We start from the raw sequence: 22,971 nt of genomic DNA on the forward strand, positions 1-22,971 counted from the left end.
ACCCGGAACTGACGAACCCACCCGGGACTGACGAACACCCGCCTCACACGGGACCCGGGCGGAGGCAGCGCGAGCGCCCGCCGCTACGACACCGCCGGACGCCGCTGCGCCCAGGGCCGCGCCCGCTCCAGCTGCGCGGAGACCCGGATGATGTCGGGCTCGCCGTCGGGGCGGCCGACCAGCTGCACGCTCAACGGCAGCCCCTCCCGCGACAGGCCCGAGGGGATGGCGGCGGCAGGGTTCCCCAGCACGTTCCAGAGCGCCGTGAAGCCTGACGCCTTCGTCGCCTTCTGCGACGCGGCGAGCGCCCCGAGTCCGTCGAGCTGGCCGATCGGCACGGCCGGCGAGGCGGTGGTCGGCATGAGCAGCAGGTCGTGCTCGGCGAAGAAGGATGCGGCGAACCGCCGCCCCGCCTCGATGCCGGTGCGCTCAGCCCACGGCGCGCGCGAGCGCAACGGACGCGTCAGCGCGAGGAGCGTGCGCGTGCGGTGCTCGAGCAGGGCGGGGTGCTCGGCTCGCGCCGCCTCGTCGGCGACGCCCGCGGCGACCTGGACGGTGAACGGCAGCGCGGTGTTCGGATAGTCCGGCTCGACATCGATGACCGTGTGCCCGAGCTCGCGGAGCGCATCCGCGGTGGCGTGCAGCGCCGCGAGGGTCTCGTCGTCGGCGCGGAGCCCACGCACTCCCCCGTGCTCGGCGACGGCGATGCGGAGCGGCCGCGGCTCGGTGCGATAGGCCTCGGTCAGCGTGATCGGCAGCGGGTCGGCGCGCCAGGCGTCGAGCGGGGTCGACCCGGTGATCGCGTCGTAGATCAGGGCGCTGTCCTCGACCGAGCGGGTCAGCGGCCCGATGACCCCGAGCGACCGCCACAGGTGGGCGTTCGGAGCCGCGCTCGTGCGGCCGCGCCGGCACTTGAGCCCGAACAGGCCGCAGTACGAGGACGGCAGCCGGATGGAGCCTCCCCCGTCGCCCCCGATGCCCGCGGCGACCATGCCCGAGGCGACCGCGGCCGCGGTCCCTCCGCTGGAGCCCGCGGTCGAGCGGAGCGGATCCCAGGGGTTCCGTGTGTAGCCGCCGGCGCTCGTCTCGGTCCACGGCCAGATCCCGAACTCGGGCATGCGGGTCTTGCCGACGATCACGGCCCCGGCCTCGCGCAGACGCCGCACGATCTCGCCGTCCTGACGCGCCGGCGTCGTGAACGCCGCTCCGCCGTACGTCGTGGGCAGGCCCGCGACGTCGTTCTCGTCCTTGATCGCGATCGGCACGCCGTGGAGCGGTCCGCGATTCTCGGGCGCAGCCGCATCCCGCAGGTCCGCCTCGGCGAGCGCAGTCTCGTCGAGCACGCCGACGAACGCGTTCAGCGCGGGATCGAGGCGGCGGATCCGCGCGAGGGCGTGCTCGACGAGCTCCCGCGCGCTCACGGCGCCCGTGGCGACGAGCCGCGCCTGATCTGCAACACCGGTGAAATCCAGATCGATCATGCCGCCATCATGCTCCGTATGCGTGTCGGGCATGTGTCCGGAGAGCCGCCGACTTCCCGGCCCGAGCGTGTGCAGGACTCAGGACATCCGATGGCCACGCCAGGACACGACCGCGGAATCCCGGACCGTGCCCGCAGCGCCCACCGAAAATGTCCTGAGTCCTGCACGGACCCACGACCCACAGCCGTCGCATACGACGAAGGGGCGGATGCCGTCAGCATCCGCCCCTTCACAGGAAACGCCCTAGGCCCTCGCGGCGATGTCGGGACCGGCGGTGATCTCGCCGCCGGAGGCGACGCCCACCGCCACCTTCTCACCGCGCGGAGCGGTCTCGAAGACGAACGCGCCGTCCTTCTCATCGACCTTCACGTGGTCGCCGGGGTTCAGCTCGCCGTGCAGGATCCGCTCGCTGAGCTGGTCCTCGACCTCGCGCTGCATGGCGCGGCGGAGGGGCCGGGCGCCGAGCGTCGGGTCGAACCCGATCTCGATGAGACGGTCCTTGGCGGCATCCGACACCTCGATCGTGAGGTCGCGGTCGAGCAGACGATCCGCCAGGCGCTTCGTGAACAAGCCCACGATCTGACGCAGTTCGTCCTTGTTCAGCTGCGGGAAGACGATGACGTCGTCGACGCGGTTGAGGAACTCGGGCTTGAAGTGACGCTTGAGCTCCTCGTCGACCTTGCCCTTCATCCGCTCGTAGGTCGTCTGCGCGTTGCCCTCGACCTGGAAGCCCACGGGGCCGCCGGCGATCGCCTGCGAGCCGAGGTTGGTCGTCATGATGATGACCGTGTTCTTGAAGTCGATGACGCGTCCCTGACCGTCGGTCAGACGGCCCTCCTCGAGGATCTGCAGGAGCGAGTTGAAGATGTCGGGGTGGGCCTTCTCGATCTCGTCGAAGAGCACGACCGAGAAGGGCTTGCGGCGCACCTTCTCGGTGAGCTGACCGCCCTCTTCGAACCCGACGAACCCGGGAGGGGCGCCGAACAGGCGCGACACCGTGTGCTTCTCGCCGAACTCGCTCATGTCGAGCGAGATCAGCGCGCCCTCGTCGTCGAACAGGAACTCCGCGAGCGCCTTGGCGAGCTCGGTCTTTCCGACGCCCGTGGGGCCGGCGAAGATGAACGAGCCCGAGGGACGCTTGGGGTCCTTCAGCCCCGCGCGCTGGCGACGGATGGTGCGCGAGAGCGCGGCGATCGCCTCCTCCTGGCCGATGACCCGCTGGTGCAGGGCCTTCTCCATGAAGACGAGACGGCTGGTCTCCTCCTCCGTCAGCTTGAAGACGGGGATGCCGGTGGCCTGGGCGAGCACCTCGGCGATCAGCCCCTCGTCGACGACGGCGGTGGTCGCGACGTCGCCGCTCTTCCACTGCTTCTCGAGACGCAGGCGCTCGGCGAGCAGCGACTTCTCCTCGTCGCGGAGGGATGCGGCCTTCTCGAAGTCCTGCTCCTCGGAGGCGATCTCCTTCTGCTCGCGGACCTTCGCGATCTTCTCGTCGAACTCGCGCAGCTCCGGCGGGCTGGACAGGATCGACAGGCGCAGACGGGCGCCCGCCTCGTCGATCAGGTCGATCGCCTTGTCGGGCAGGAAGCGGTCGGAGATGTAGCGGTCGGCGAGGTTCGCCGCCGCGACGATCGCGCCATCCGTGATCTGCACCTTGTGGTGCGCCTCGTAGCGGTCGCGCAGACCCTTGAGGATGTTGATCGCGTGGGGCAGGCTCGGCTCGGCCACCTGGATGGGCTGGAAGCGGCGCTCGAGCGCCGCATCCTTCTCGAAGTGCTTGCGGTACTCGTCGAGGGTCGTCGCGCCGATCGTCTGCAGCTCGCCGCGGGCGAGGAGCGGCTTCAGGATCGACGCGGCGTCGATGGCGCCCTCGGCGGCACCCGCGCCGACGAGCGTGTGGATCTCGTCGATGAAGACGATGATGTCGCCGCGCGTGCGGATCTCCTTGGTGACCTTCTTCAGGCGCTCCTCGAAGTCGCCGCGGTAGCGGGAGCCGGCGATGAGCGAGCCGAGGTCGAGCGAGTAGACCTGCTTGTCCTTGAGCGTCTCGGGCACATCGCCCTTGACGATCGCCTGCGCGAGGCCCTCGACGACGGCGGTCTTGCCGACACCGGGCTCGCCGATGAGGACGGGGTTGTTCTTGGAGCGGCGCGAGAGGATCTGCATGACCCGCTCGATCTCCTTCTCGCGCCCGATCACCGGGTCGAGCTTGTTGTCGCGCGCGGCCTGGGTGAGGTTGCGGCCGAACTGGTCGAGCACGGCGGAACCGCCCTGCGCGGCCTGCTGGCTCTGCTCGCCGGGACCGGAGGCGACGCCCGCGGGCTCCTTGCCCTGGTAGCCGCTGAGCAGCTGGATGACCTGCTGGCGCACCTTGTTGAGGTCTGCGCCGAGCTTGACGAGCACCTGGGCGGCGACGCCCTCGCCCTCGCGGATGAGGCCGAGCAGGATGTGCTCGGTGCCGATGTAGTTGTGGCCCAGCTGCAGCGCCTCGCGCAGCGACAGCTCGAGCACCTTCTTCGCGCGCGGCGTGAAGGGGATGTGCCCGGTCGGCTGCTGCTGGCCCTGCCCGATGATGTCCTGCACCTGCTCGCGCACGGCGTCGAGCGAGATGCCCAGGGACTCGAGGGCCTTGGCGGCGACGCCCTCGCCCTCGTGGATGAGACCGAGCAGGATGTGCTCGGTGCCGATGTAGTTGTGGTTGAGCATCTTCGCCTCTTCCTGGGCGAGAACAACCACACGACGGGCTCGGTCCGTGAATCTCTCGAACATCGTCCACTCCTCCGGGCGCACTCCTGGCGCCGTACATCGAGGCTAACCAGCCCGCGGATGCGGCAAGCCCGTGTTCGCCGTGGGCGCACGGATGACGACGGCCCTTCGTCCGCACCCCACGGCCGGGCATCCGCGGCTCGTTCGCCGCGCGCGCCGGGTCTCGCGCAGGCACGCGCGGCGAGTGGTCGCGGCCGAGGTTGACACCGGGAGCATATCGATTACCGTTGTTATCGATATTCGATAACAACGAGAAACGATAAGGAGCGAGTATGTCCCCCCAGACTCAGAACGCACGCCCGATCTCCCGTGCCGACACCGCGGCGATGATCCTGTTCATGATCGCCGGCGCCGTCATCGCCGTCGGGATCGTCATCGCCGCGGCGCGGCGCGTCGCAGAGATCCTCTCCGGACAGAGCATCACGGTGCCGGCGGTGTTCGACGGCACGCCCGCCGACGCCCCGATCGGGCCGGACGGGGCGCCGGTCACCGTGGGGCTGCAGAATGCGGACCTCGTCGCGCCGGCGCTGCCCGGCGCATCCGTCGCCGCGCTCGTGATCGAACAGGTCGTGATCGTCGTCACGGTGCTGATCGTCGTCGGAACCCTGTTGTGGCTCACGTGGAACCTCGTCCGCGGCACGGTCTTCTCGCGCACGAACACGGCACTGGTGACGACAGCCGGCATCACGGGGCTCGTCGGCTTCATCGCCGCGCCGTTCTTCGCCAACATGGGCGCGAACGGGACGTTCGCACGGCTCTCGGACGGCACGTTCGACAACGTGGTGGTGTCGGCCGAGCTGTTCCCGATGCTGCTGATCGCCTTCGTCGCCGCGCTCGCCAGCACCGTCTTCACGATCGGGGCGCGGCTGCAGCGCGAGACGGAAGGGCTCGTGTGAGCCCCGCGGCGCCCGACGAGGGACCCACCGGCATCCGCTGCCGGCTCGACGAGCTGCTCGCCGAGCGCGGCATGACGCTCGCGCGGCTCAGCGAGCTCGTCGGCGTCTCGGTGGTCAACCTCTCGGTCCTGAAGAACGACCGGGCCCGCGCCATCCGCTACTCGACCCTCGCGGCGATCTGCGCGGCGCTCGATTGCGAGGTCGGCGAGCTGCTCGTCCGCGCGCCGTGAGCGCCGCCCCCTCTCTCTATCTCTCCATATCTCTCTATCTCTCCATCTCTCTCCATCGCGGCGTAGACACCCTGCCGCGCCCCTTCCCCTTGTTCATTCGCCGCACATGCAGGGTCACGTCCCGAAACACCCTGCATTCGCGACGACTGAACAAGGGCGGAGGACGACTGAACAAGGGCGGAGAGCGACACCGCCCTCCTGGGAACGATCAGCAGCGGGAACGGAGCGCCGCGAGCACCCTCGCCCGCAGCGCCCCCGGCCTCTCGAAGAGCTCGATCTTCGTCACTCGGATCACCCGCCAGCCGGACGCCTCGAGCCGGTCGTACCGGGCGATGTCCGCGGCCCACTGGACGGGATCGCGCAGATGGTGCTCGCCCTCGTACTCGATAGCGATCTTCAGTGCGAGGTAGGCCATGTCGACGCGGGCGAGCCATACGCCGTCCTCGAACACGTCGACGTTGAGCTCCGGCTCCGGCAACCCGCCGTCGACGAGCGAGAGACGCAGCCATGTCTCGGGGCGCGACGCCGATCCGCCGCGGATGAGCGAGAGCGCTGCCCGCAATGCCGCGATGCCGGTGCGGCGCCCCGCGGCGACGGCAGCGGTGAGCTCCTCCAGCGTCGCGAGCGGCGGCGGATCGTCCCGGTGTTGCGGTGTCCGCACCACCGCGTCTCCCGCTGCCACGAGATCGTAGGGATGCCGCAGCACGCTGCCGAGCATCGCCCAGGTCGTCGCGGGGCTGGCCACCGCGTACCCGGTGACCGGATGCACGCGGACCGTCGCGAGCTCCGACTGGATCGCGTGCCCGCGGATGCCCCGCGAGCGGGGACTGCGCCGCGGCCAGTGCACGCTGACATCCAGCTGTTCCCACTCGCGTCTGAGGCTGAACGGCAGCGGTATCCCCCACGCGAACGCGCCCGAGATGTGGCTGTAGAACTCGCCGTCGTCCATCCGGACGGCATACTGCGCCATCCGTTCGCGGACCAGGAGCTCGTCCGGGCCGGGGGCTGTCGCGGTGCGGCGGGTGCGCACGCCGTGGAATGGACGGACGAGGTCGACTGCGGCGAGTCGACTGCGCGAGACGCCCGCGTCTCGCGCGTCTGAAATGGTGAAGGACCCGCCCAGCAGGGGCGGAAGATCTCGTCTGAGCATTCCGGCATTCTGCCGCGAGCCGCCCCGCAGTGACCCCCTCCACAGGGACCGCGCCCGCATGTCCCTCTGTGGAGGAGGGCTCTCCGGACGGCGCACCCCGCTTCCCTCGTTCATTCGTCACGAATGCAGGATCAGCGCCGCGCGCATCCTGCATTCGTGACGAATGAACAGAGCAGAGCGGCGCGCGCGGACCTCAGCCGAGGATCGGGGTACGGACGCCGTCGAGGCCGTCGCCCTGCAGCACCAGCTCGACCGCGGCTTCCTCCGTGATTCCCTGTGCGACGGCGAGCGCGACGCGCGGCGCCATGTCCAGCGTGCACATGCGGTCTGCGGGCGGCGTCGCGAAGGTCACCGTGACCTCGGTCTCGCTCGTCACCTGCACGTCGTCGATCACGGGTGCGCACGACGACGATCCCCACGTGACGAAGGCGAACGTGCCGTCGTCGTCGATCCAGCCGGCACTCGGCGCGTAGTCGGTCTCCGTGCCGGGACCTGCGAGCCCCTCCACGCCGTCGAGCTCCGCGTCGCCCACGGACGAGGCGTACGTGACCTCGATCTCGAGGTCCTGGGCGGGATCGACGCCCTCCGGCACGCCCACGAGCGTGGCGCGCTGCACCAGGTCGGTCGTGCAGGCCTGCTCGGTCGAGCCCTCGGGGCCCGCATCGGTCAGGGTCACCTCGAGCACACCGTCGGCGTTGAGCGCGACCTCCTGCTCGATCGGGACGCACGTCGAGCTCCCCCACGTCGCCAGAGCGATCAGGCGCCCGCCGTCGAGCCAGGCGGCGTCGACCTCCAGATCGCCGACGACGGTCGGCGCGCTGTCCCCGGATCCTGCGCAGCCGGAGAGCAGCCCCGCGGCGACGAGCACCGCTCCCATCACCGTCAGTCCGCGTCGTCCCATGACTCTCGTCCTCCTCGTAGCGTGCTGCCATCTTGTCGCACCCTTCTGCACGAGTGCGGCGAAAGCGATCACGACGCCATCACGATCCCGGATGCGGCCGCCGCCCGCGACGCCGGAGAGCCGCCCGCCACGCCGGAGAGACCGTGACTCCGAGCCCGAGCCCGAGCCCGAGTGCGCAGAGCCGAGTCCCGCGCCGGTCCCGCATCCTCCCCGCCGGGCAGACGCCCCGCTGAAGATACGCCCAGCCGGACAGAAGCTCCGCCGGGCGCTTGACTACTGCAGCGCAGAGGTGAGACGGGCGAGGTTGTCGAGGACGGTGGAGCGCAGCGGCTGCTTCGTCCACTCGTCGAGGGTGAGCTCGCGGCTGAGGCTGCGGTACTTGTCCTCGACCTCGCGCATCTCCCGCACGAACTCCTCGCCGCGCACCATCATCGAGATCTCCATGTTCAGACCGAACGAGCGCATGTCCATGTTGCTCGAGCCGATGACGGCGACCTCCTCGTCGATCGTGAACGCCTTCGTGTGCAGGATGTACGGCTTCCGATACATCCAGATGCGCACGCCCGCGCGCAGCAGCACCTCGTAATAGGAGCGCTGTGCGTGGTACACCATCGCCTGGTCGCCCTCTTCGGACACGAACAGCTCGACGTCGACTCCGCGGTGACACGCCGTGGTGATCGCGAGCAGCATCGCCTCGTCGGGCACGAAATAGGGGCTCACCAGCACGATGCGGCGCTGTGCGGCGTACAGCAGGCCGAGGAAGAGGCGCAGGTTGTTCTCGAACTCGAACCCGGGGCCGGAGGGGACGATCTGGCAGTCGAGGTCGCCCGTGGCCCGGGTGAGGTCGAACTCCTCGACCTCACCGCCGAGGATCTCGTCGGTCTCGCTGTACCAGTCGGAGAGGAAGACGGCGTCGACGCTATTGACCACCGGCCCCTCGAGCCGAACCATCAGGTCGACCCAGTGCAGGCCGCGGCGGATGTTCTTGGGCAGGTTGTAGGTCGAGTCGGTGACGTTCTGCGAGCCCATGAAGGCGACCTCGCCGTCGACCACGAGGAGCTTGCGGTGGTTGCGCAGATCCGGCCGCTGGTACTTGCCCCGCAACGGCTGCACGGGGAGCATGAGGTGCCACTGGGCACCCATCGCGTCGAGGCGGTCGAGGGTCGCACGGTAGTACGGCTTGCCGCGGTTTGCCCAGTGGTCGAGCAGCACCCGCACGGTGACCCCGCGCGCCGCGATCTCCTCGAGGGCGCGAAAGAAGTTGTCGGTCGAGGCATCCGACTGCAGGATGTAGAACTCGACGTGCACGTAGTTCTTCGCGCGGCGGATGCCGTCGGCCATCGCGTCGAGGCTCGCCTGGTAGTCCGCGATCAGGTGGGCGTCGTTGTCGCCCGAGAGCGGCATCGCGCCGAGGGTGCGGTTCAGCGTGACGAGCGAGGTGAACCACTCCGGCGCATCCGGGCGCAGCGTGCCGAAGTCGAGACCGACGGTCGCCTTCTGGATGTACTCGTTGATCGCTCGCTGCCGACGCCGACGCACCCTGGGAAGGCGCGGCGTTCCGATGAGGAGGAAGAGGAACACCCCCACGAGCGGGATGAAGTAGATCGCGAGCAGCCATGCCATCGCCGCGGTGGGGCGGCGATTGCGCGGAACGATGATGATCGCCGCGATGCGCACGGTGACGTCGAAGACGAAGACCGCCAACAGCCACCAGGGATCGTCGAACTCGATCTCGAACACCGGGCCTCCCCCTGACGACACGACCAGCGTATCGTCCGGGAGGGGAGCGTCGGCGCGGCGACCGCGGGCGGAGCGTTACCGATCGGATGCGGACGCGACCGGGGGCAGACCCCGCTTGGCGCGCTCTTCGGCCTCGATCCGCGCGTACACCCGGCGCTCGGTCCGATCCATCCGCAGGATCGACCGGAAGACGAAGAAGAATGCCCCGGTGACCACGATGGTCGGGAGGATCGACCACAGCACCGCGACCCAGAAGTTCTCCATCCCTCCATCGTACGCGCCGCTCATCTGTCCTCCACCGGGCGGATCCGGGGCCGTCGCCCTGTGGAATCGGTCGCCGGCGCCGCGGGACGGCCCAGTGTCGTGGCATGACCACGATCATCAAGGCTGCGGATGCGGCCGAATTCCTGTCCACTGTGCCGCATCTGCTCGGCTTCGTCCCCCGGCGAAGCGTCGTGCTGATCCCGTTCAGCGAAGGACGCAGTGTCGGCGGGATGCGCTTCGACCTGCCGTCCGACGACGTCGACCCGGCCGCCTTCGCCGGCACCGCGCTGGGCCTGGCCTGCCGGGTGTCGCTCGTCGACGCCGTCGTCGGCATCGTCTATTGCGAGGACGCGATCGACGACGAGGTCCCGCATCGTGCCCTGGGCGACGCCCTGGAGCTCGCGGCGCACCGCTCCGGGCTCCGCCTGCTCGATCTGCTCTGCGTGGGCGCGACCTCGTGGGCGCCGTACCTCGCGACGACGCATCCGCCCGGCGGGTTCCCGCTCGCCCAGCTCCCCGCCCCGCCGTCCGGGGCGGCGCTCGACGCGTCGCCGCATCCGGACCACCACGTCGGCGCGGAGCTGCCCGTCGCCGACCTCGCCGACCGCGAACGGGTCGGCCGCGCGCTGCAGCAGCTCGAGCGGGCGTTCGAGGTCGTCGCGGGGACGCAGACGGCACCGCACGACGAGCGCGTCGATCCTCGCGCGTTCGAGGCGGTGTGCGCACTCGACGACCTGCCGGTGTTCTTCGAGGTCGCGGTGCAGGCCGATCCTGCGACCGCGGATCCCTACGCGCTCGCGGCGCTGATCTGGTGCCTGTCCCGGCCGGCGCTCCGCGACATCGGCGTGACGGCCTGGATCGACGGCGTGGATGCGGGCGACGACGCGCTCGACGCGCAGCTGCGGTGGGAGGACGGCGAGGCGTATCCGGCCTCCCTTGCCGAGCGGATGATCGGCGAGGGCGAACGACCGGATGCGGAACGCCTCGGCGCGGCGCTCGAGGTCACGCGTCGCGCCGCGGCGGTCGCGCCGCGGTCGGAGCGGCCGGGCGCGCTGTCGGTGTGCGCGTGGCTGTCGTGGGCGCTCGGCCGGTCGTCGCACGCGGACTTCTACGCTCAGCTGGCGTGCGAGATCGACTCCGAGCACGGGCTCAGCCGCATCGTGCTGTCGATGGTGCAGGCGGGGCATCTGCCCGACTGGGCGTTCCGGCCCGGGCGAGGCCGCCACGGTGGTCACGGGTGAGCCCCGGCGCTGCCGGGAGAGCCCAGAACGTGGGATGGCGCCAGTTTCCTGCGGTGGCGCCAGATGTTTCGAGCGCCATTTCAGGAGACTAGCGCCATCCCGGTCTCGCAGAGCACCGAGCCGGAGCGCCAAGCACCGCGCCGGAGCGCGGAGACGGCGCGGTGACCGCCGAGGCTACTTGACCAGCGGGAAGAGGATCGTCTCGCGGATGCCGAGGCCCGTGATGGCCATCAGCAGGCGGTCGATGCCCATCCCCATCCCTCCCATGGGCGGCATGCCGTGCTCCATCGCGCGCAGGAACTCCTCGTCGATGCGCATCGCCTCCACGTCGCCGCGGGCGGCGAGCTTCGCCTGCTCCACGAAGCGCTCGCGCTGGATGACGGGGTCGACGAGCTCGGAGTACCCGGTCGCCAGCTCGAAGCCGCGCACGTACAGGTCCCACTTCTCCACGACGCCCGCGATCGAGCGGTGCTCGCGCACGAGCGGGCTCGTGTCGAGGGGGAAGTCCATGACGAACGTGGGCCGCGTGAGGCCGACCTTGACGAAGTGCTCCCAGAGCTCCTCGACGTACTTGCCGTGCGTGGCGTGCGGCGGCTCCTCGACACCGACCTCGGCCGCGACGGCGCGGAGCTCGTCGAGCGGGGTCTCGGGCGTCACCGTGCGCCCGGATGCGGCGGAGAGCGACTCGTACATCGAGACGCGATCCCAGTCGCCGCCCAGGTCGTAGACCGTGCCGTCGGCCCAGGTGACCTCGGTCGTACCGGTCACCGCGATCGCGGCGTTCTGCACGAGCTCCTGCGTGAGGTCGGCGATGCCGTTGTAGTCGCTGTACGACTGGTACGCCTCGAGCATCGCGAACTCGGGGCTGTGCGTCGAGTCGGCGCCTTCGTTGCGGAAGTTGCGGTTGATCTCGAACACCCGGTCGAGCCCGCCGACCACGGCACGCTTGAGATAAAGCTCGGGCGCGATGCGCAGGTACAGATCGGTGTCGAAGGCGTTCGAGTGCGTAATGAACGGGCGCGCGGATGCACCGCCGTGCTGCACCTGCAGCATCGGGGTCTCGACCTCGATGAAATCGTGCCCGGTGAATGTCTGCCGCAGGCTCGCGTTCACCGCGGCGCGCGCGCGCACCGTCTCGCGGGCCTGGTCGCGCACGATGAGGTCGAGAAAGCGCGAGCGCACGCGGCTCTCCTCGCTGAGCTCGGTGTAGAGGTTCGGCAGCGGCAGCAGCGCCTTCGACGCGATGGCCCAGTCCGACACCATGATCGACAGCTCGCCGCGCCGGCTCGAGATCACCTGCCCGGAGACGAAGACGTGATCGCCGAGATCGACAAGATCCTTCCATCGCTGCAGCGACTCCTCACCGACGGCGGCGAGCGACACCATGGCCTGGATGCGGCTGCCGTCACCGGACTGCAGGCTCGCGAAGCAGAGCTTGCCGGTGTTGCGGCTGAACACGATGCGTCCGGCGACCGCCGCGGTCACGCCGGTCTCGGCACCCGCCTCGAGGTCGGCGTGGCGTTCGCGCAGGGCGGGGATGGTGTCGGTGACGGGGAGCGAGACCGGATAGGCGCCGCCGGCGGCATCCGTGCGCTCCGCGATCAGACGCTCCCGCTTGGCGAGGCGGACCGCCTTCTGCTCGAAGACGTCGTCGTCGATCGTCTCGGCGGGCGCGGCGGAATCGGGAGATTCGGTCATCGTGGGGGGCTCCTCGGAAGTCGCGCACCAGTCTATCCGCGGCGGCACGGTCGCCCGCGGGGCGGGGCGCGGGTGGGGCGGGGGCGCGGCAAGGCGAGGGCTGAGCTCCGTGCCCCTTCGTCTCGTCGCTTGCGCTCCTCGCTCAGGGACCGAGAGCGGAGCCGTCGCATCCGCTCCTCAGCACGCGTGCGGGCCCGGCGCCACGCCCGCGCGGTCAGATCGTGTCGTCGGGCGCGTCCGGCACGGCGCCCGACGACGCCCGGGTGAGCGCGTCGTCGACCGTGGAGCGCACGAGGGCCGAGAGGTAGCCGCCCGGATTCTCAACGCCGATGCCGCCCAGCAGCCCCGTCGCCTGCTGCACGATCGAGCGGGCGAACTGCGTGGCGATCGCGATCGCCTCCGCGTACGCCGGACGATCCGCCTCGGCCACGGTGACGGGCTCGCACCCCATCTCGACGGCGAGCGCCTGCGCGATCGGCAGCACCGCGGCGGGCGCCGTGACCGCCGCGTACGAGGCCGGGAGCTGCCGGAGGTCGATGCTCGTGCCCGTGAACGTGATGGCCGGGTGCACGGCGAGCGGGATGGCGCCACGTGCCGCCGCCGCGGCGAGCACCTCGATGCCGTAGGCCGGGTCGACGTGCAGGACGAGCTGACCGATCTGCCACGAGCCGAGCTCCGCGAGCCCGCCGACGAGACCGGGCAGCTCGTCGTGGGGCACGGCCAGGATCACCAGCTCACTGCGGCGCACGACCTCGGTGGCCTCCAGCACGGGAACCCCCGGGAGGATCGCCTCGACGCGGTCGTCGTCGGACCCGGAGGTGATCCCGATCAGCGCGTGGCCGGCACCGGCGAGCGCCGCGCCGATGATCGGGCCGACCCTGCCGGCGCCGATGATGCCAACGCCCAGGCGTCCGTCTCGACTCATCGGTGCTCCTTCTCGTCCGGGTGCGCCTCCGATGGCGCAGGTATCGCGGCAGACGTCGGGCTCGCCGCGCCCTCGCCCTCCGCCACGCCCGCGCCGTCCGCCGCGCCCTCACTCTCCGCCACCTCGACGCCCGCGTCTTCGACCGCCGGGTCCTCGACGCGCCAGCGGTGCGACCGGTCGACGGCGGCGGTCGCGACCGATCCCGCCTCGACGTCCTCGAACAGGCGCAGGGCGTCCACCCGATCGAGCGCCCCGATCCCCGTATAGACGGATCCCGCGACCGTGTGCGCGCGCACGTGAGCGAGCCCGATCCGCCGGTACACCGGCCCCTGCTCGACCGAGACGCTCTGCATCCGGGCGAGGGGCACGATCGCCAGCGATCGCCAGATCCGGCCCCGCCGCAGGAACAGCGCGGATGGCGACAGCGCGAAGCCGTTGCGCCGCCACGACAGGGGGCGCACGACGCACCCCCGAGCGGGCGTCGTCGTGAAGGGATCGTCGTCGGGCGCGGCGAACACGCCCCTCGCGAAGACCAGGTCGCGCTCCTCGGGGCTGAGCCACGGCAGGAGGAGGGCCACGACCCGCTCGGCGTCGGCACGGGTGCCGACCGGCAGCACGCGGGCGAAGGCGTCGGCGGCCTGCTGACCGGACCGACTGCCGGAGAGCCGGTTGACCGTGATGGTCCACCATCCGGCCGGTCGCCACAGCAGCGGCTGCCGCACCTGCACGGCATGGATGCGCCCGGGCGGAAGGATCTCGGTCACCGTCGTGAAGAGCCCGAAGACGATGCGCACACCGTGATCGGTCGGCGCGATCGCGTAGCGCAGCGCGCGCGTCACCGACCGGATCGCGTACGCGCCGAAGCCGAGCGCCATCGGCAGCAGTGTGAGGAGCACCCATGGCGCTCCCTGCGTCGCCCAGACGCCCATCGCGATCACCAGGACCACGAACGAGATCATGGTGTCGCTCAGGAGCACCGAGCCGATGAGGCGCCCGAACGGGATGCGCACGACGGACTCGGGCTCGGCCACCGGCTCCTCGACACCGTCGACGATGCCCGTGACTCCGCCGGCCACCGTGCCGGCGGCGCTCGACCGCCACGATCCCACGGGAGCCTCCGCGGCGGCCGCGGCGCCGAGCGCACGGCCGGAGGCGAGCCGCAGGATGTCGGCGCGGACGGCTTCCGCGTTCGCCGCGGAGAGGTACTCGAGCCGCACGTTGGCGTCCAGCCCCGCACCGACCACCTCGAGCTTGGCGAGGCCGACGAGCCGGGCCACGAGCGGACGGGTGAGGTTGACGCCCTGCACCCGGTCGAGCGGCGCCCGCCGCTGCGTGCGGAAGACCACGCCGCTGCGCACCTCGACGTCGTCGCCGGTGATGCGGAAGCTGTGGAACCGCCAGCTGAACCAGAACAGGACGATCAGGAGGACCACGACGCCGAGGACCCCCAGCAGCACCCACAGCACGAGGTTGTGGCTGATCACATAGTCGAGCGGGTCCTCGGGACCCGCTCCGCCGCCCGACCAGGGCAGGAAGATCTCGATGAGCCGCTCCCGCAGGTTGGCGATCACGAAACCCAGCGCAACCACGAGGAACAGCCCGCCCCGCAGCAGCGGGGTGAGCGGATGCATCCGATGCCACTCGCCGTCGCTGAGCGGCGACCGCGTCGGCGCGGACGTGTTCACAGGCCGGTCCGGCGCGTCTCGGCGACGGAGATGAGCGTGTCGCGCAGCTCTTCGGCCGCGTCCTGAGTGAGGCCGGGGAGCACGACCGCGGTCGCCGCGGCCGCGGTGACGAGCTTCAGCTGGGCGATCCCGAGCGCACGGTCGAGGGGGCCATGCGTGATGTCGACGAGCTGCATCCGCCCGTAGGGCACGGCCACGACGCGCTGGAACAGGATCCCGCGGCGCAGCACCAGGTCGTCGTCGCGCAGGCGGTAGCCGAACGCCCGCACCTGCCGGGGCGTGATCGCGAACGTGATCGCCAGGACGACCAGCAACACGGATGCGGGGATCCACACCCAGGCGGTGCCGCTCACGGCCGTGACGACGACGGCCGCGATCGCGACGAGCGCGAACCAGATACCGGTCGCGATGAGCTGCACCGTCAGGTAGGGCCGCGCGAGCTGGTGCCAGGTGCCGTCGCCGATCGCGAGGCCGGGGCGCCGCGGCTCCGGGATGCGCCGGAACGTGCCCTGGTCGAGCACCGAGGGCACATCGAGTTCCGGCCCGTCGGGCGTCCCGACAGCGGGGGCGACGGGCGCGGATGCGGCTGCTTCACCCGGTTCGGCGGGCCGAGCGGGTTCGGCGGCGGCGGGCTCAGCGGGCGACGGTACCCCCACCGGGTTCTCCGGCTCCGGGTTGATCGTCATCGTCGTCCTTCCGGATCGTGCAGAGGTTCTCAGCGACGAGTGCAGCTGCGACGAGCGCGGCGCACGCGACGATCGTGGCGATGATCGTCCCCATCGAGCCTACCGAGGGGATCACCGGGCGGGTCAGGAGGAACAGCAGAAGCCCCACGGCGATGCCGCCGACCGCGGCCCCCACGATGCTCGCGGCCTTCGCCAGCATGGCGATCCGCACGGCGCGGAAGGGATCGACGGGCGCGGCCCGACCACGGGTCGCGCGACGGATCGGGATCGCGAGGGCGATCACGAGCGCGCCCAGCAGCGCCAGCAGGATCGGCAGGGTGGGCATCGGGGTGAACGTGGCGTTCCCCGAGGCCGTGAGCACCTGGTCGGCGAGGAAGCCGACACCGACACCGAGCACCGCGGCGATCGCGAGCACGGCGGGGCTCGTGCGCCTCATCGGTCCCCCTCCAGGCGCGCCCGCAGATCGGCCACGCGCCCCACGCCCGGCAGCTCCGCATCCGGGTCGAGCGCGAGCCAGGGATCCAGCACGAACGCCCGCTCGGCGGCGCGCGGGTGCGGCACGACGAGTCGCGGCGAGAGCGACTGCAGGTCGCCGTACGCGATGAGGTCGAGATCGAGCGTGCGGTCCCCCCACCGCTCGCGGCGCTCCCGACCGTGCCGGTCCTCGATCGCATGGAGGTACGACAGCAGCACGGAAGGAGCGAGCCGGGTGGCGACGAGGGCGACCGTGTTGAGATAGGCCGGGGCAGCCGCATCCGGCCCGTCCACGCGGACCGCGACCGATTCGATCGCGGGGGCGACGCGGACGTGCCCGGTCAGCGGAAGGCGCGCGAGGTCCGCAACCGCCTCCCGGAGGATCGCGACCCGATCGCCGAGGTTGGACCCGAGCGCGATGACGGCCTCGACGGATGCGGCCACCGACGGCTCACCGCCGGAGAACCCCTGCGCGAGACGGCGGCTCACATCGGTTCCTTCGCGCGTTCGATGGTGACGGCGACGTCGCCGAAGGGAACGGCGATCGGTGCCGACGGCTTGTGGACGGTCACGACGACCGTGCGCACGAGAGTCCGCGCCAGCACGCGCGCGGCGATGCGCGCCGCCAGGGTCTCGATGAGGTCCACCGGCTGCCCCTCGATCTCGGCGACCACGTCGTCGGCCACCTCGCCGTAGTGCACGGTGTCGGCGACGTCGTCGCTCTCCGCTGCGGCACGCAGGTCGAGGCCCATCGAGACGTCGACGACGAACTCCTGCCCCTCGCGCCTCTCGTCGGGGTAGACGCCGTGATGGCCGCGGCCGCGCAGCCCCGTCAGGGTGATGCGGTCGCCGCTCATGCCGTTCCGTTCTGCCAGGCGTCCGAGATCCGCAGCGCGTCGCGCGTCGCGACGACGTCGTGCACGCGAACCGCCCACGCTCCGGCCTGCGCCGCCAGCACGCTCGTGACCGACGTCGCGAGATCGCGTCTCCCCTCGGAGACCTCGCCGCCGAGGGCGTCCGCCAGGAACCGCTTGCGGCTCGTGCCCACCAGCACTCGCGCGCCGGTGCCGACGAGCTGTGGAAGACCGCGCAGAAGCTCCCAGTTCTGCGCCCCGCGCTTGGCGAACCCGATGCCCGGGTCCAGGACGACGCGCGACGGGGCGATGCCGGCCGCCGCAGCGGCCTCCAGCCGCTCGCGCAGTTCGGCGACGACCTCGCGCGTCACGTCGCGGTAGTGGGCCTCGGCGTACATCTCGCGGGAGTGCCCTCGCCAGTGGCCGAGCACGACGTCCGCCCGCGACTCGGCCACGACCGCGAGCAGGTCGGGGTCGGCGAGCCCTCCCGACACGTCGTTCACGATGCGGGCGCCCGCGGCGATCGCGGCGGCCGCCGTGCCCGCGTTCATGGTGTCGATGCTGACGACGGCCCCCGCATCGCTCAGCGCGTACACGACGGGCACGACGCGTTCCTGCTCGATCTCGACCGGCACGCGCACCGAGCCCGGGCGGGTGGACTCGCCGCCGACGTCCACCAGATCCGCGCCCTGCGCGCGCAGGCGCAGCCCGTGCGCCACGGCGGCCTCGGGGTCGAGGTGACGGCCCCCGTCGCTGAACGAGTCGGGGGTGACGTTGACGATCCCCATCACGAGGCAGCTCATGCGTCGCCGCCCGTCAGCAGCGCGACGATCTCGGCCCGGGCGGCGGGCTCGGCCAGGGCGCCGCGGGCGGCGATCGTGATCGTCTCCGCATCCGGCTGACGACCGCCGCGCATCGTGACGCACTCGTGCTCGGCCTGCAGCACCACGAGCACCCCGCGAGCGTCGAGGGCTCCGGCGATGGTGTCCGCGATCTGCTCGCCGAGCCGCTCCTGCACCTGGGGGCGGGAGGCCAGGACGTCCACGACACGGGGAAGCGCGCCGAGCCCCACCACCTGCTCACCCGGGAGGTACGCGAGGTGCGCCCGGCCCCGGAACGGCAGCAGGTGGTGCTCGCAGATCGAACGGAACCGGATGTCGCGGAGCATCACCGCTCCCGAGGGCAACGTCTCGGGAGCAGGCCCGCGTGCGACCGAGATCGTGTTCGCGAGCACGGCGGCCGGGTCCTCGCCGATCCCGGAGAAGAACTCGCCGTATGCGTCGGCGACCCGCTGCGGAGTCTGTCTCAGCCCCGCACGACCCGGGTCCTCGCCGATCGCCTCGAGCAGCTCGCGCACGAGCACGGCGATGCGTTCACGGTCGACGGCCACAGGCCGAGCCTACGCCGTCGCGGGGCGCGCCTGTCCGGCGCCGCGAGGCTGCGCGGCCTTCTCGGTGGCAGCGGCCTCCGCCTCCTCCTGAGCCACGGCACCGGCCGGCAGCGTGCGCCGCGGCACGTCGACCGGAGGCAGCTTCGACACGGGACGCTCGGAGCTCGACAGCCACTGGGGGCGCTCGGGCAGGCGCTTGATGTCGCGGAAGATCTCGGCGAGCTCGTTGTGATCGAGCGTCTCCTTCTCGAGCAGCTCCAGCGCGAGCTTGTCGAGGATGTCCCGGTTGTCGTTGAGCACCTGGTAGGCCTCATTGTGCGCCTGCTCGATGAGCGCGCGCACCTGTCCGTCGACGCGCTCGGCGACGCGCTCGCTGAAATCGCGGCCGTGGCCCATGTCGCGGCCCATGAAGACCTCGCCAGAGGACGACCCGAGCTTGACCGGGCCCACATCCGTCGTCATGCCGTACTCGGTGACCATCTTGCGGGCGATGTTCGTCGCCTTCTCGATGTCGTTCGAGGCTCCGGTCGTCGGGTCGTGGAACACGATCTCCTCGGCGACGCGGCCGCCCATGGCGTAGGTCAGCTGATCCTGCAGCTCGTTGCGGGTGACCGAGTACTTGTCATCGAGCGGCAGCACCATCGTGTACCCGAGCGCCTTGCCGCGCGGGAGGATGGTGACCTTCGTGACCGGGTCGGTGAAGTTCATCGCCGCCGCCGCCAGGGCGTGACCGCCCTCGTGGTACGCCGTGATCAGCTTCTCCTTGTCGCGCATCACCCGGGTGCGGCGCTGAGGGCCGGCGATGACGCGGTCGATCGCCTCGTCCAGAGCACGGTTGTCGATCAGCTGCGCGTCGGAACGGGCGGTGAGCAGGGCGGCCTCGTTCAGCACGTTCGCGAGGTCGGCGCCGGTGAAGCCGGGGGTCTTGCGGGCGACGACCTCGAGGTCGACGGACTCGGCGAGGGGCTTGCCACGGCCGTGCACCTCGAGGATCCGCTGTCGGCCCTTGAGGTCGGGGGCGTCGACGCCGATCTGACGGTCGAAGCGGCCCGGGCGCAGCAGCGCCGGGTCCAGGATGTCGGGCCGGTTGGTCGCGGCGATGACGATGACGTTGACCTTCGGGTCGAAGCCGTCCATCTCGACGAGCATCTGGTTGAGCGTCTGCTCGCGCTCGTCGTGACCTCCGCCCATGCCGGCACCGCGGTGCCGGCCGACCGCGTCGATCTCGTCGATGAAGATGATCGCGGGGGCGCTCTCCTTGGCCTGGTTGAACAGGTCGCGCACCCGGCTGGCGCCGACGCCGACGAACATCTCGACGAAGTCCGACCCCGAGATCGAGTAGAACGGCACGCCCGCCTCGCCCGCCACGGCGCGCGCGAGGAGCGTCTTCCCGGTTCCGGGAGGGCCGTAGAGCAGCACGCCCTTGGGGATTCGGGCGCCGAGCGCCTGGAACTTCGTCGGGTCCTTCAGGAAGTCCTTGATCTCCTGCATCTCCTCGATCGCCTCGTCGGCGCCGGCGACGTCCTGGAAGGTGACCGTCGGGCTCTCCTTCGAGACGAGCTTCGCCTTCGACTTGCCGAACTGCATGACCTTGCTGCCTCCGCCCTGGGCGGAGGAGATCAGGAACCAGAAGATGAGACCGAGCAGAAGGATGGGCAGCATCAGCGACAGCAGCCCGTCGAACCAGGTCGCCCGCGGCACGACGTCGTTGTAGCCGTCCGACGGGTTCGCCGCGTCGATCGCCTGCACGACCTCGTCGGCGCGCGCGGCGACGTAGTAGAACTGCACCTCGGTCGCACCCTCGTACGCGGTCGACAGCGTCATGTCGACGCGCTGGTCGCCGTCGGTGTTGGTGACCTCGGTGACGGTGTTCCCCTGGAGCAGCTCGAGACCCTGCTGGGTCGTCACCTGCTTCGCGGCGCCGAGACTCGAGATCAGCGAGAAGCCCACGATGAGGAACAGTCCGATCAACAGGACGTACAGGAGGGGGTTGCGGGTGATCTTCTTGAAGTCCATTGTGCGGGGACGGACCCCGGCCCTTTCGTCAGCGAGCCGCCTGCCGGACGGTGGTCTTCAGGGTAGCGCGCGCTCTCTATGCCACGTCTGTGCATTCGCCCACGGCGTACGGTGCTTGTTCTCTCCTGCGAAGCGGGCGTGGGCACGGTGGGCACGACCCTCGGTCGTCGGATCACGCGGGGATTCGGCGCCGCAGCGGTCCCTGCAGGCGACTCCTGCCCCACCGATCCGACGACTGAGGGCACGCCCGGCCCGAAGCGGGGCGGAGCGGGGCTCCGTCAGGAGTAGATGTGAGGGGCGAGCACGGCGACGTCGCGGAGGTTGCGGTACCGCTCGGCGTAGTCGAGACCGTAGCCCACGACGAACTCGTTCGGGATGTCGAAGCCGACGTACCGGCAGTCGACCTGCACCTTGGCCGCCTCGGGCTTGCGGAACAGGGCGAACACCTCGACGGATGCGGCGCCCCGCGCCGCGAAGTTCTCCAGCAGCCAGCTGAGCGTCAGGCCGGAGTCGATGATGTCCTCGACGATCAGCACGTGCTTGTCGTGGATGTCGGTGTCGAGGTCCTTGCGGATCTGCACGACGCCGCTCGAACGGGTCCCGGTGCCGTAGGAGGAGACCGCCATCCAGTCCATCGGCACGAGCGTCGGCAGCGCGCGGGAGAAGTCGGCCATGACCATGACCGCGCCCTTCAGCACGCCGACGAGCACGAGGTCCTTGCCCTCGTAGTCCCGCGCCACCTGCGCGGCGATGTCCTCGAGCTTGGCGAGGATGTCCTCCTCCGTGGCGAGGACTGTCGTCAGGTCGTCCGCGATGTCGGCTGCGCGCATGCGTCGAGCGTACCCGCCGCCCGCCGCCTGCTCCGTCCCGCGCCCACCCCAGGCCCGGATGCCGGAGCGGGTCAGCGGGCGGTCAGCAGAATCAGGCCGCCCGCGCGGTGCGCGCGGCATCCGGGCAGGTCGATGGGGCCCTGTCCGCGCCAGTGCGTGGCCAGGCGCGCGACCTCGAGCGTCTGCGTGCGGGTCAGCGAGACGTGGAACTCGCTCGCCGCGACGTGCCGGATGATGCGATGGCGCAGGGCCGCGGGGTTCGCGGTGAGGGCCGCGACCGAGATGGCGATCCCGGCCTCGGCGGGCTCGACGATGTCCTCGATCGTCTCCTCGATCATCTCGGCGAACGCCTCGGCGTCCTCGCGCAGCTGCTGCGCCGTGCGGGCCAGCGCCTCGGCCACCCCTGGGCCGAGCTCGGCCTCCAGCACGGGCAGCACCCGGCTGCGCACGCGCACCCTCGTGAAACGTCCGTCGTCGTTGTGCGGGTCGTGCCACGGGTCCAGCCCCTGCGCCGCGCAGGCCGCCCGGGTGGCGCTCCGCCGGACGCCGAGCAGCGGTCGCAGCCAGGTCACCTCGTCGTCCTCGACGGTCGGCGCCATCCCGGCGAGGCTCGTCGCCCCGGATCCGCGGGCGAGACCCAGCAGCACCGTCTCGGCCTGGTCGTCGAGGGTGTGTCCGAGCAGCACCGCGGTCGCGCCGTAGTCCACGGCCGCGTCGCGGAGCGCGGCGTACCGGGCGTCGCGCGCGGCCGCCTCGGGTCCTCCCTCGGCGCCGACCTCGACGCCGACCACCACCGCCTCGAGGCCGAGTCCCGTGGCGGCGCGGGCGGCGTCGCCCGCGGCCGCCGCCGAGCCGGCCTGCAGGCCGTGGTCGACGGTCACGCTGACGACCCGCACGTCCGCGGCCGCCGCCTCGAACGCCACCGCGGCCGCGAGGGCGAGCGAGTCCGCGCCTCCGGACAAGGCGACCAGCACGGTGCGGTGCCCGTCGAGCACCGGGCGGACGGCGCGACGGATCTCGGCGACGGACGGGTCGAGAGAGGGCACGCAGTCACGCTAGCGCGTGCACGACCCGGGAGGAATGCGCCTCGGCAGGGGCCGATGACACGTCTGTGCCCGAGTTGTGCACGGGGCCGCGGCTAGGCTGGTGCGCGCCATCCACCGAACTTCCGAAGGAGCACACGTATGGGTGCATACGACGCCGTCATCGAGATCCCGCGCGGCAGCCGCGTCAAGTACGAGGTCGACCACGGCACCGGTCGGGTGTTCCTCGACCGCGTGCTCTTCACGCCGATGGGCTACCCCAGCAACTACGGGTTCTTCGAGAACACGCTCGGCGAGGACGGCGACCCGCTCGACGTGCTCGTGCTCCTCGACCGCGACATCTACCCGGGTGTCATGGCGAAGGTCCGTCCGGTCGCGGTGCTGAAGATGAGCGACGAGGCCGGCGGCGACGACAAGGTCGTCGCCGTGCTCGCGAAGGACCCGCGCTGGTCGCACATCCAGGACGTCGGCGACATCGACGAGTGGACCAAGGGCGAGATCGGCCACTTCTTCGAGCACTACAAGGACCTCGAGCCCGGCAAGTGGGTCAAGGTCGACGAGTGGGGCGACGCCGCCGAGGCCGAGCGCCTCGTCGGCGAGGCGTTCACCCGCTTCGACGAGCACGAGGGCCAGACGAAGTCCCAGGGCGAGGGCGAAGCGCCCAAGACCGTCTGAGTCGCCTCCGAGCGGAGGGAGTGGAT

The 22,971-nt window shown here is 71.0% G+C and carries 22 protein-coding genes; 4 read left to right on the forward strand and 18 right to left on the reverse strand.

Annotation, left to right across the window (positions count from 1 at the left end):
* Window positions 1-83 precede the first annotated feature (83 nt).
* Both GVL03_RS14020 and GVL03_RS14025 read right to left on the reverse strand, forming a co-directional pair.
* The gene (locus GVL03_RS14020) at window positions 84-1,481 is read right to left on the reverse strand and encodes an amidase (protein WP_159501628.1); all 1,398 of its coding nucleotides are present in this window, start codon (window positions 1,479-1,481) and stop codon (window positions 84-86) included.
* A 243-nt stretch (window positions 1,482-1,724) separates the two neighbouring features.
* On the reverse strand, window positions 1,725-4,250 hold the full coding sequence (locus GVL03_RS14025; RefSeq protein ID WP_159501629.1) for an ATP-dependent Clp protease ATP-binding subunit: 2,526 nt from the start codon (window positions 4,248-4,250) through the stop codon (window positions 1,725-1,727).
* A 269-nt stretch (window positions 4,251-4,519) separates the two neighbouring features.
* Here GVL03_RS14025 and GVL03_RS14030 point away from each other — a divergent pair, with 269 nt between their 5' ends.
* Window positions 4,520-5,143: a hypothetical protein gene (locus tag GVL03_RS14030; protein ID WP_159501630.1), complete on the forward strand. Its 624-nt coding sequence runs from the start codon at window positions 4,520-4,522 to the stop codon at window positions 5,141-5,143.
* Window positions 5,140-5,373: a helix-turn-helix transcriptional regulator gene (locus tag GVL03_RS14035; protein WP_159501631.1), complete on the forward strand. Its 234-nt coding sequence runs from the start codon at window positions 5,140-5,142 to the stop codon at window positions 5,371-5,373. Before GVL03_RS14030 ends, GVL03_RS14035 begins: the two co-directional genes overlap by 4 nt.
* Window positions 5,374-5,581: 208 nt before the next feature.
* On the opposite strand, the gene GVL03_RS14040 is transcribed toward GVL03_RS14035, so the two are convergent.
* From GVL03_RS14040 to GVL03_RS14055, 4 genes are all read right to left on the reverse strand, one after another.
* A complete protein-coding gene (locus GVL03_RS14040; RefSeq protein WP_159501632.1) occupies window positions 5,582-6,523 on the reverse strand; it encodes an endonuclease domain-containing protein in 942 nt (313 codons plus the stop codon).
* Window positions 6,524-6,716: 193 nt separating this feature from the next.
* Window positions 6,717-7,424 carry a hypothetical protein gene (locus GVL03_RS14045; RefSeq protein ID WP_159501633.1) on the reverse strand — a complete coding sequence of 236 codons (708 nt, stop codon included), beginning with the start codon at window positions 7,422-7,424 and terminating at the stop codon, window positions 6,717-6,719.
* Window positions 7,425-7,697: 273 nt separating this feature from the next.
* Window positions 7,698-9,155 (reverse strand): cardiolipin synthase, encoded by a 1,458-nt coding sequence (gene cls, locus GVL03_RS14050; RefSeq protein ID WP_159501659.1) that lies wholly within the window; start codon window positions 9,153-9,155, stop codon window positions 7,698-7,700.
* A gap of 84 nt (window positions 9,156-9,239) precedes the next feature.
* Complete coding sequence (locus GVL03_RS14055) at window positions 9,240-9,428, reverse strand: hypothetical protein (RefSeq protein WP_159501634.1); 189 nt, start codon at window positions 9,426-9,428, stop codon at window positions 9,240-9,242.
* Window positions 9,429-9,532: 104 nt separating this feature from the next.
* Here GVL03_RS14055 and GVL03_RS14060 point away from each other — a divergent pair, with 104 nt between their 5' ends.
* On the forward strand, window positions 9,533-10,669 hold the full coding sequence (locus tag GVL03_RS14060) for a DUF4192 family protein (protein ID WP_159501635.1): 1,137 nt from the start codon (window positions 9,533-9,535) through the stop codon (window positions 10,667-10,669).
* A 174-nt stretch (window positions 10,670-10,843) separates the two neighbouring features.
* On the opposite strand, the gene lysS is transcribed toward GVL03_RS14060, so the two are convergent.
* The 12 genes from lysS to tilS form a co-directional block, all read right to left on the reverse strand.
* Window positions 10,844-12,367 (reverse strand): lysine--tRNA ligase, encoded by a 1,524-nt coding sequence (gene lysS / locus GVL03_RS14065; RefSeq protein ID WP_159501636.1) that lies wholly within the window; start codon window positions 12,365-12,367, stop codon window positions 10,844-10,846.
* A gap of 214 nt (window positions 12,368-12,581) precedes the next feature.
* Window positions 12,582-13,292: a Rossmann-like and DUF2520 domain-containing protein gene (locus GVL03_RS14070; protein ID WP_159501637.1), complete on the reverse strand. Its 711-nt coding sequence runs from the start codon at window positions 13,290-13,292 to the stop codon at window positions 12,582-12,584.
* Window positions 13,289-14,977: a PH domain-containing protein gene (locus GVL03_RS14075; protein ID WP_235038177.1), complete on the reverse strand. Its 1,689-nt coding sequence runs from the start codon at window positions 14,975-14,977 to the stop codon at window positions 13,289-13,291. Before GVL03_RS14075 ends, GVL03_RS14070 begins: the two co-directional genes overlap by 4 nt.
* A complete protein-coding gene (locus GVL03_RS14080) occupies window positions 14,974-15,507 on the reverse strand; it encodes a PH domain-containing protein (RefSeq protein WP_235038180.1) in 534 nt (177 codons plus the stop codon). The genes GVL03_RS14075 and GVL03_RS14080 overlap by 4 nt, the downstream gene beginning before the upstream one ends.
* Before the next feature lie 103 nt (window positions 15,508-15,610).
* Complete coding sequence (locus GVL03_RS14085) at window positions 15,611-16,099, reverse strand: DUF3180 domain-containing protein (protein ID WP_159501639.1); 489 nt, start codon at window positions 16,097-16,099, stop codon at window positions 15,611-15,613.
* Window positions 16,096-16,626 (reverse strand): 2-amino-4-hydroxy-6-hydroxymethyldihydropteridine diphosphokinase, encoded by a 531-nt coding sequence (gene folK / locus GVL03_RS14090; RefSeq protein ID WP_159501640.1) that lies wholly within the window; start codon window positions 16,624-16,626, stop codon window positions 16,096-16,098. The genes GVL03_RS14085 and folK overlap by 4 nt, the downstream gene beginning before the upstream one ends.
* On the reverse strand, window positions 16,623-16,994 hold the full coding sequence (gene folB / locus GVL03_RS14095) for a dihydroneopterin aldolase (RefSeq protein ID WP_159501641.1): 372 nt from the start codon (window positions 16,992-16,994) through the stop codon (window positions 16,623-16,625). Before folB ends, folK begins: the two co-directional genes overlap by 4 nt.
* Window positions 16,991-17,794, reverse strand: a complete 804-nt coding sequence (gene folP / locus GVL03_RS14100; protein ID WP_159501642.1) for a dihydropteroate synthase — start codon at window positions 17,792-17,794, stop codon at window positions 16,991-16,993. Before folP ends, folB begins: the two co-directional genes overlap by 4 nt.
* The gene (gene folE / locus GVL03_RS14105; protein ID WP_159501643.1) at window positions 17,791-18,381 is read right to left on the reverse strand and encodes a GTP cyclohydrolase I; all 591 of its coding nucleotides are present in this window, start codon (window positions 18,379-18,381) and stop codon (window positions 17,791-17,793) included. Before folE ends, folP begins: the two co-directional genes overlap by 4 nt.
* Before the next feature lie 9 nt (window positions 18,382-18,390).
* Window positions 18,391-20,397, reverse strand: coding sequence for an ATP-dependent zinc metalloprotease FtsH (gene ftsH / locus GVL03_RS14110; protein WP_159501644.1), 2,007 nt, complete (start codon window positions 20,395-20,397; stop codon window positions 18,391-18,393).
* A gap of 278 nt (window positions 20,398-20,675) precedes the next feature.
* Window positions 20,676-21,227: a hypoxanthine phosphoribosyltransferase gene (hpt, locus tag GVL03_RS14115; protein ID WP_159501645.1), complete on the reverse strand. Its 552-nt coding sequence runs from the start codon at window positions 21,225-21,227 to the stop codon at window positions 20,676-20,678.
* 71 nt (window positions 21,228-21,298) lie between these two features.
* Window positions 21,299-22,273, reverse strand: coding sequence for a tRNA lysidine(34) synthetase TilS (gene tilS / locus GVL03_RS14120; protein WP_159501646.1), 975 nt, complete (start codon window positions 22,271-22,273; stop codon window positions 21,299-21,301).
* Between the two features lie 138 nt (window positions 22,274-22,411).
* On the opposite strand from tilS, the gene GVL03_RS14125 reads away from it, so the two are divergent.
* Complete coding sequence (locus GVL03_RS14125; RefSeq protein ID WP_159501647.1) at window positions 22,412-22,945, forward strand: inorganic diphosphatase; 534 nt, start codon at window positions 22,412-22,414, stop codon at window positions 22,943-22,945.
* Window positions 22,946-22,971: the final 26 nt, after the last annotated feature.

The organism is Microbacterium sp. 18062 (assembly GCF_902706225.1).
In the GTDB taxonomy this organism is placed as follows: Bacteria; Actinomycetota; Actinomycetes; order Actinomycetales; family Microbacteriaceae; genus Microbacterium.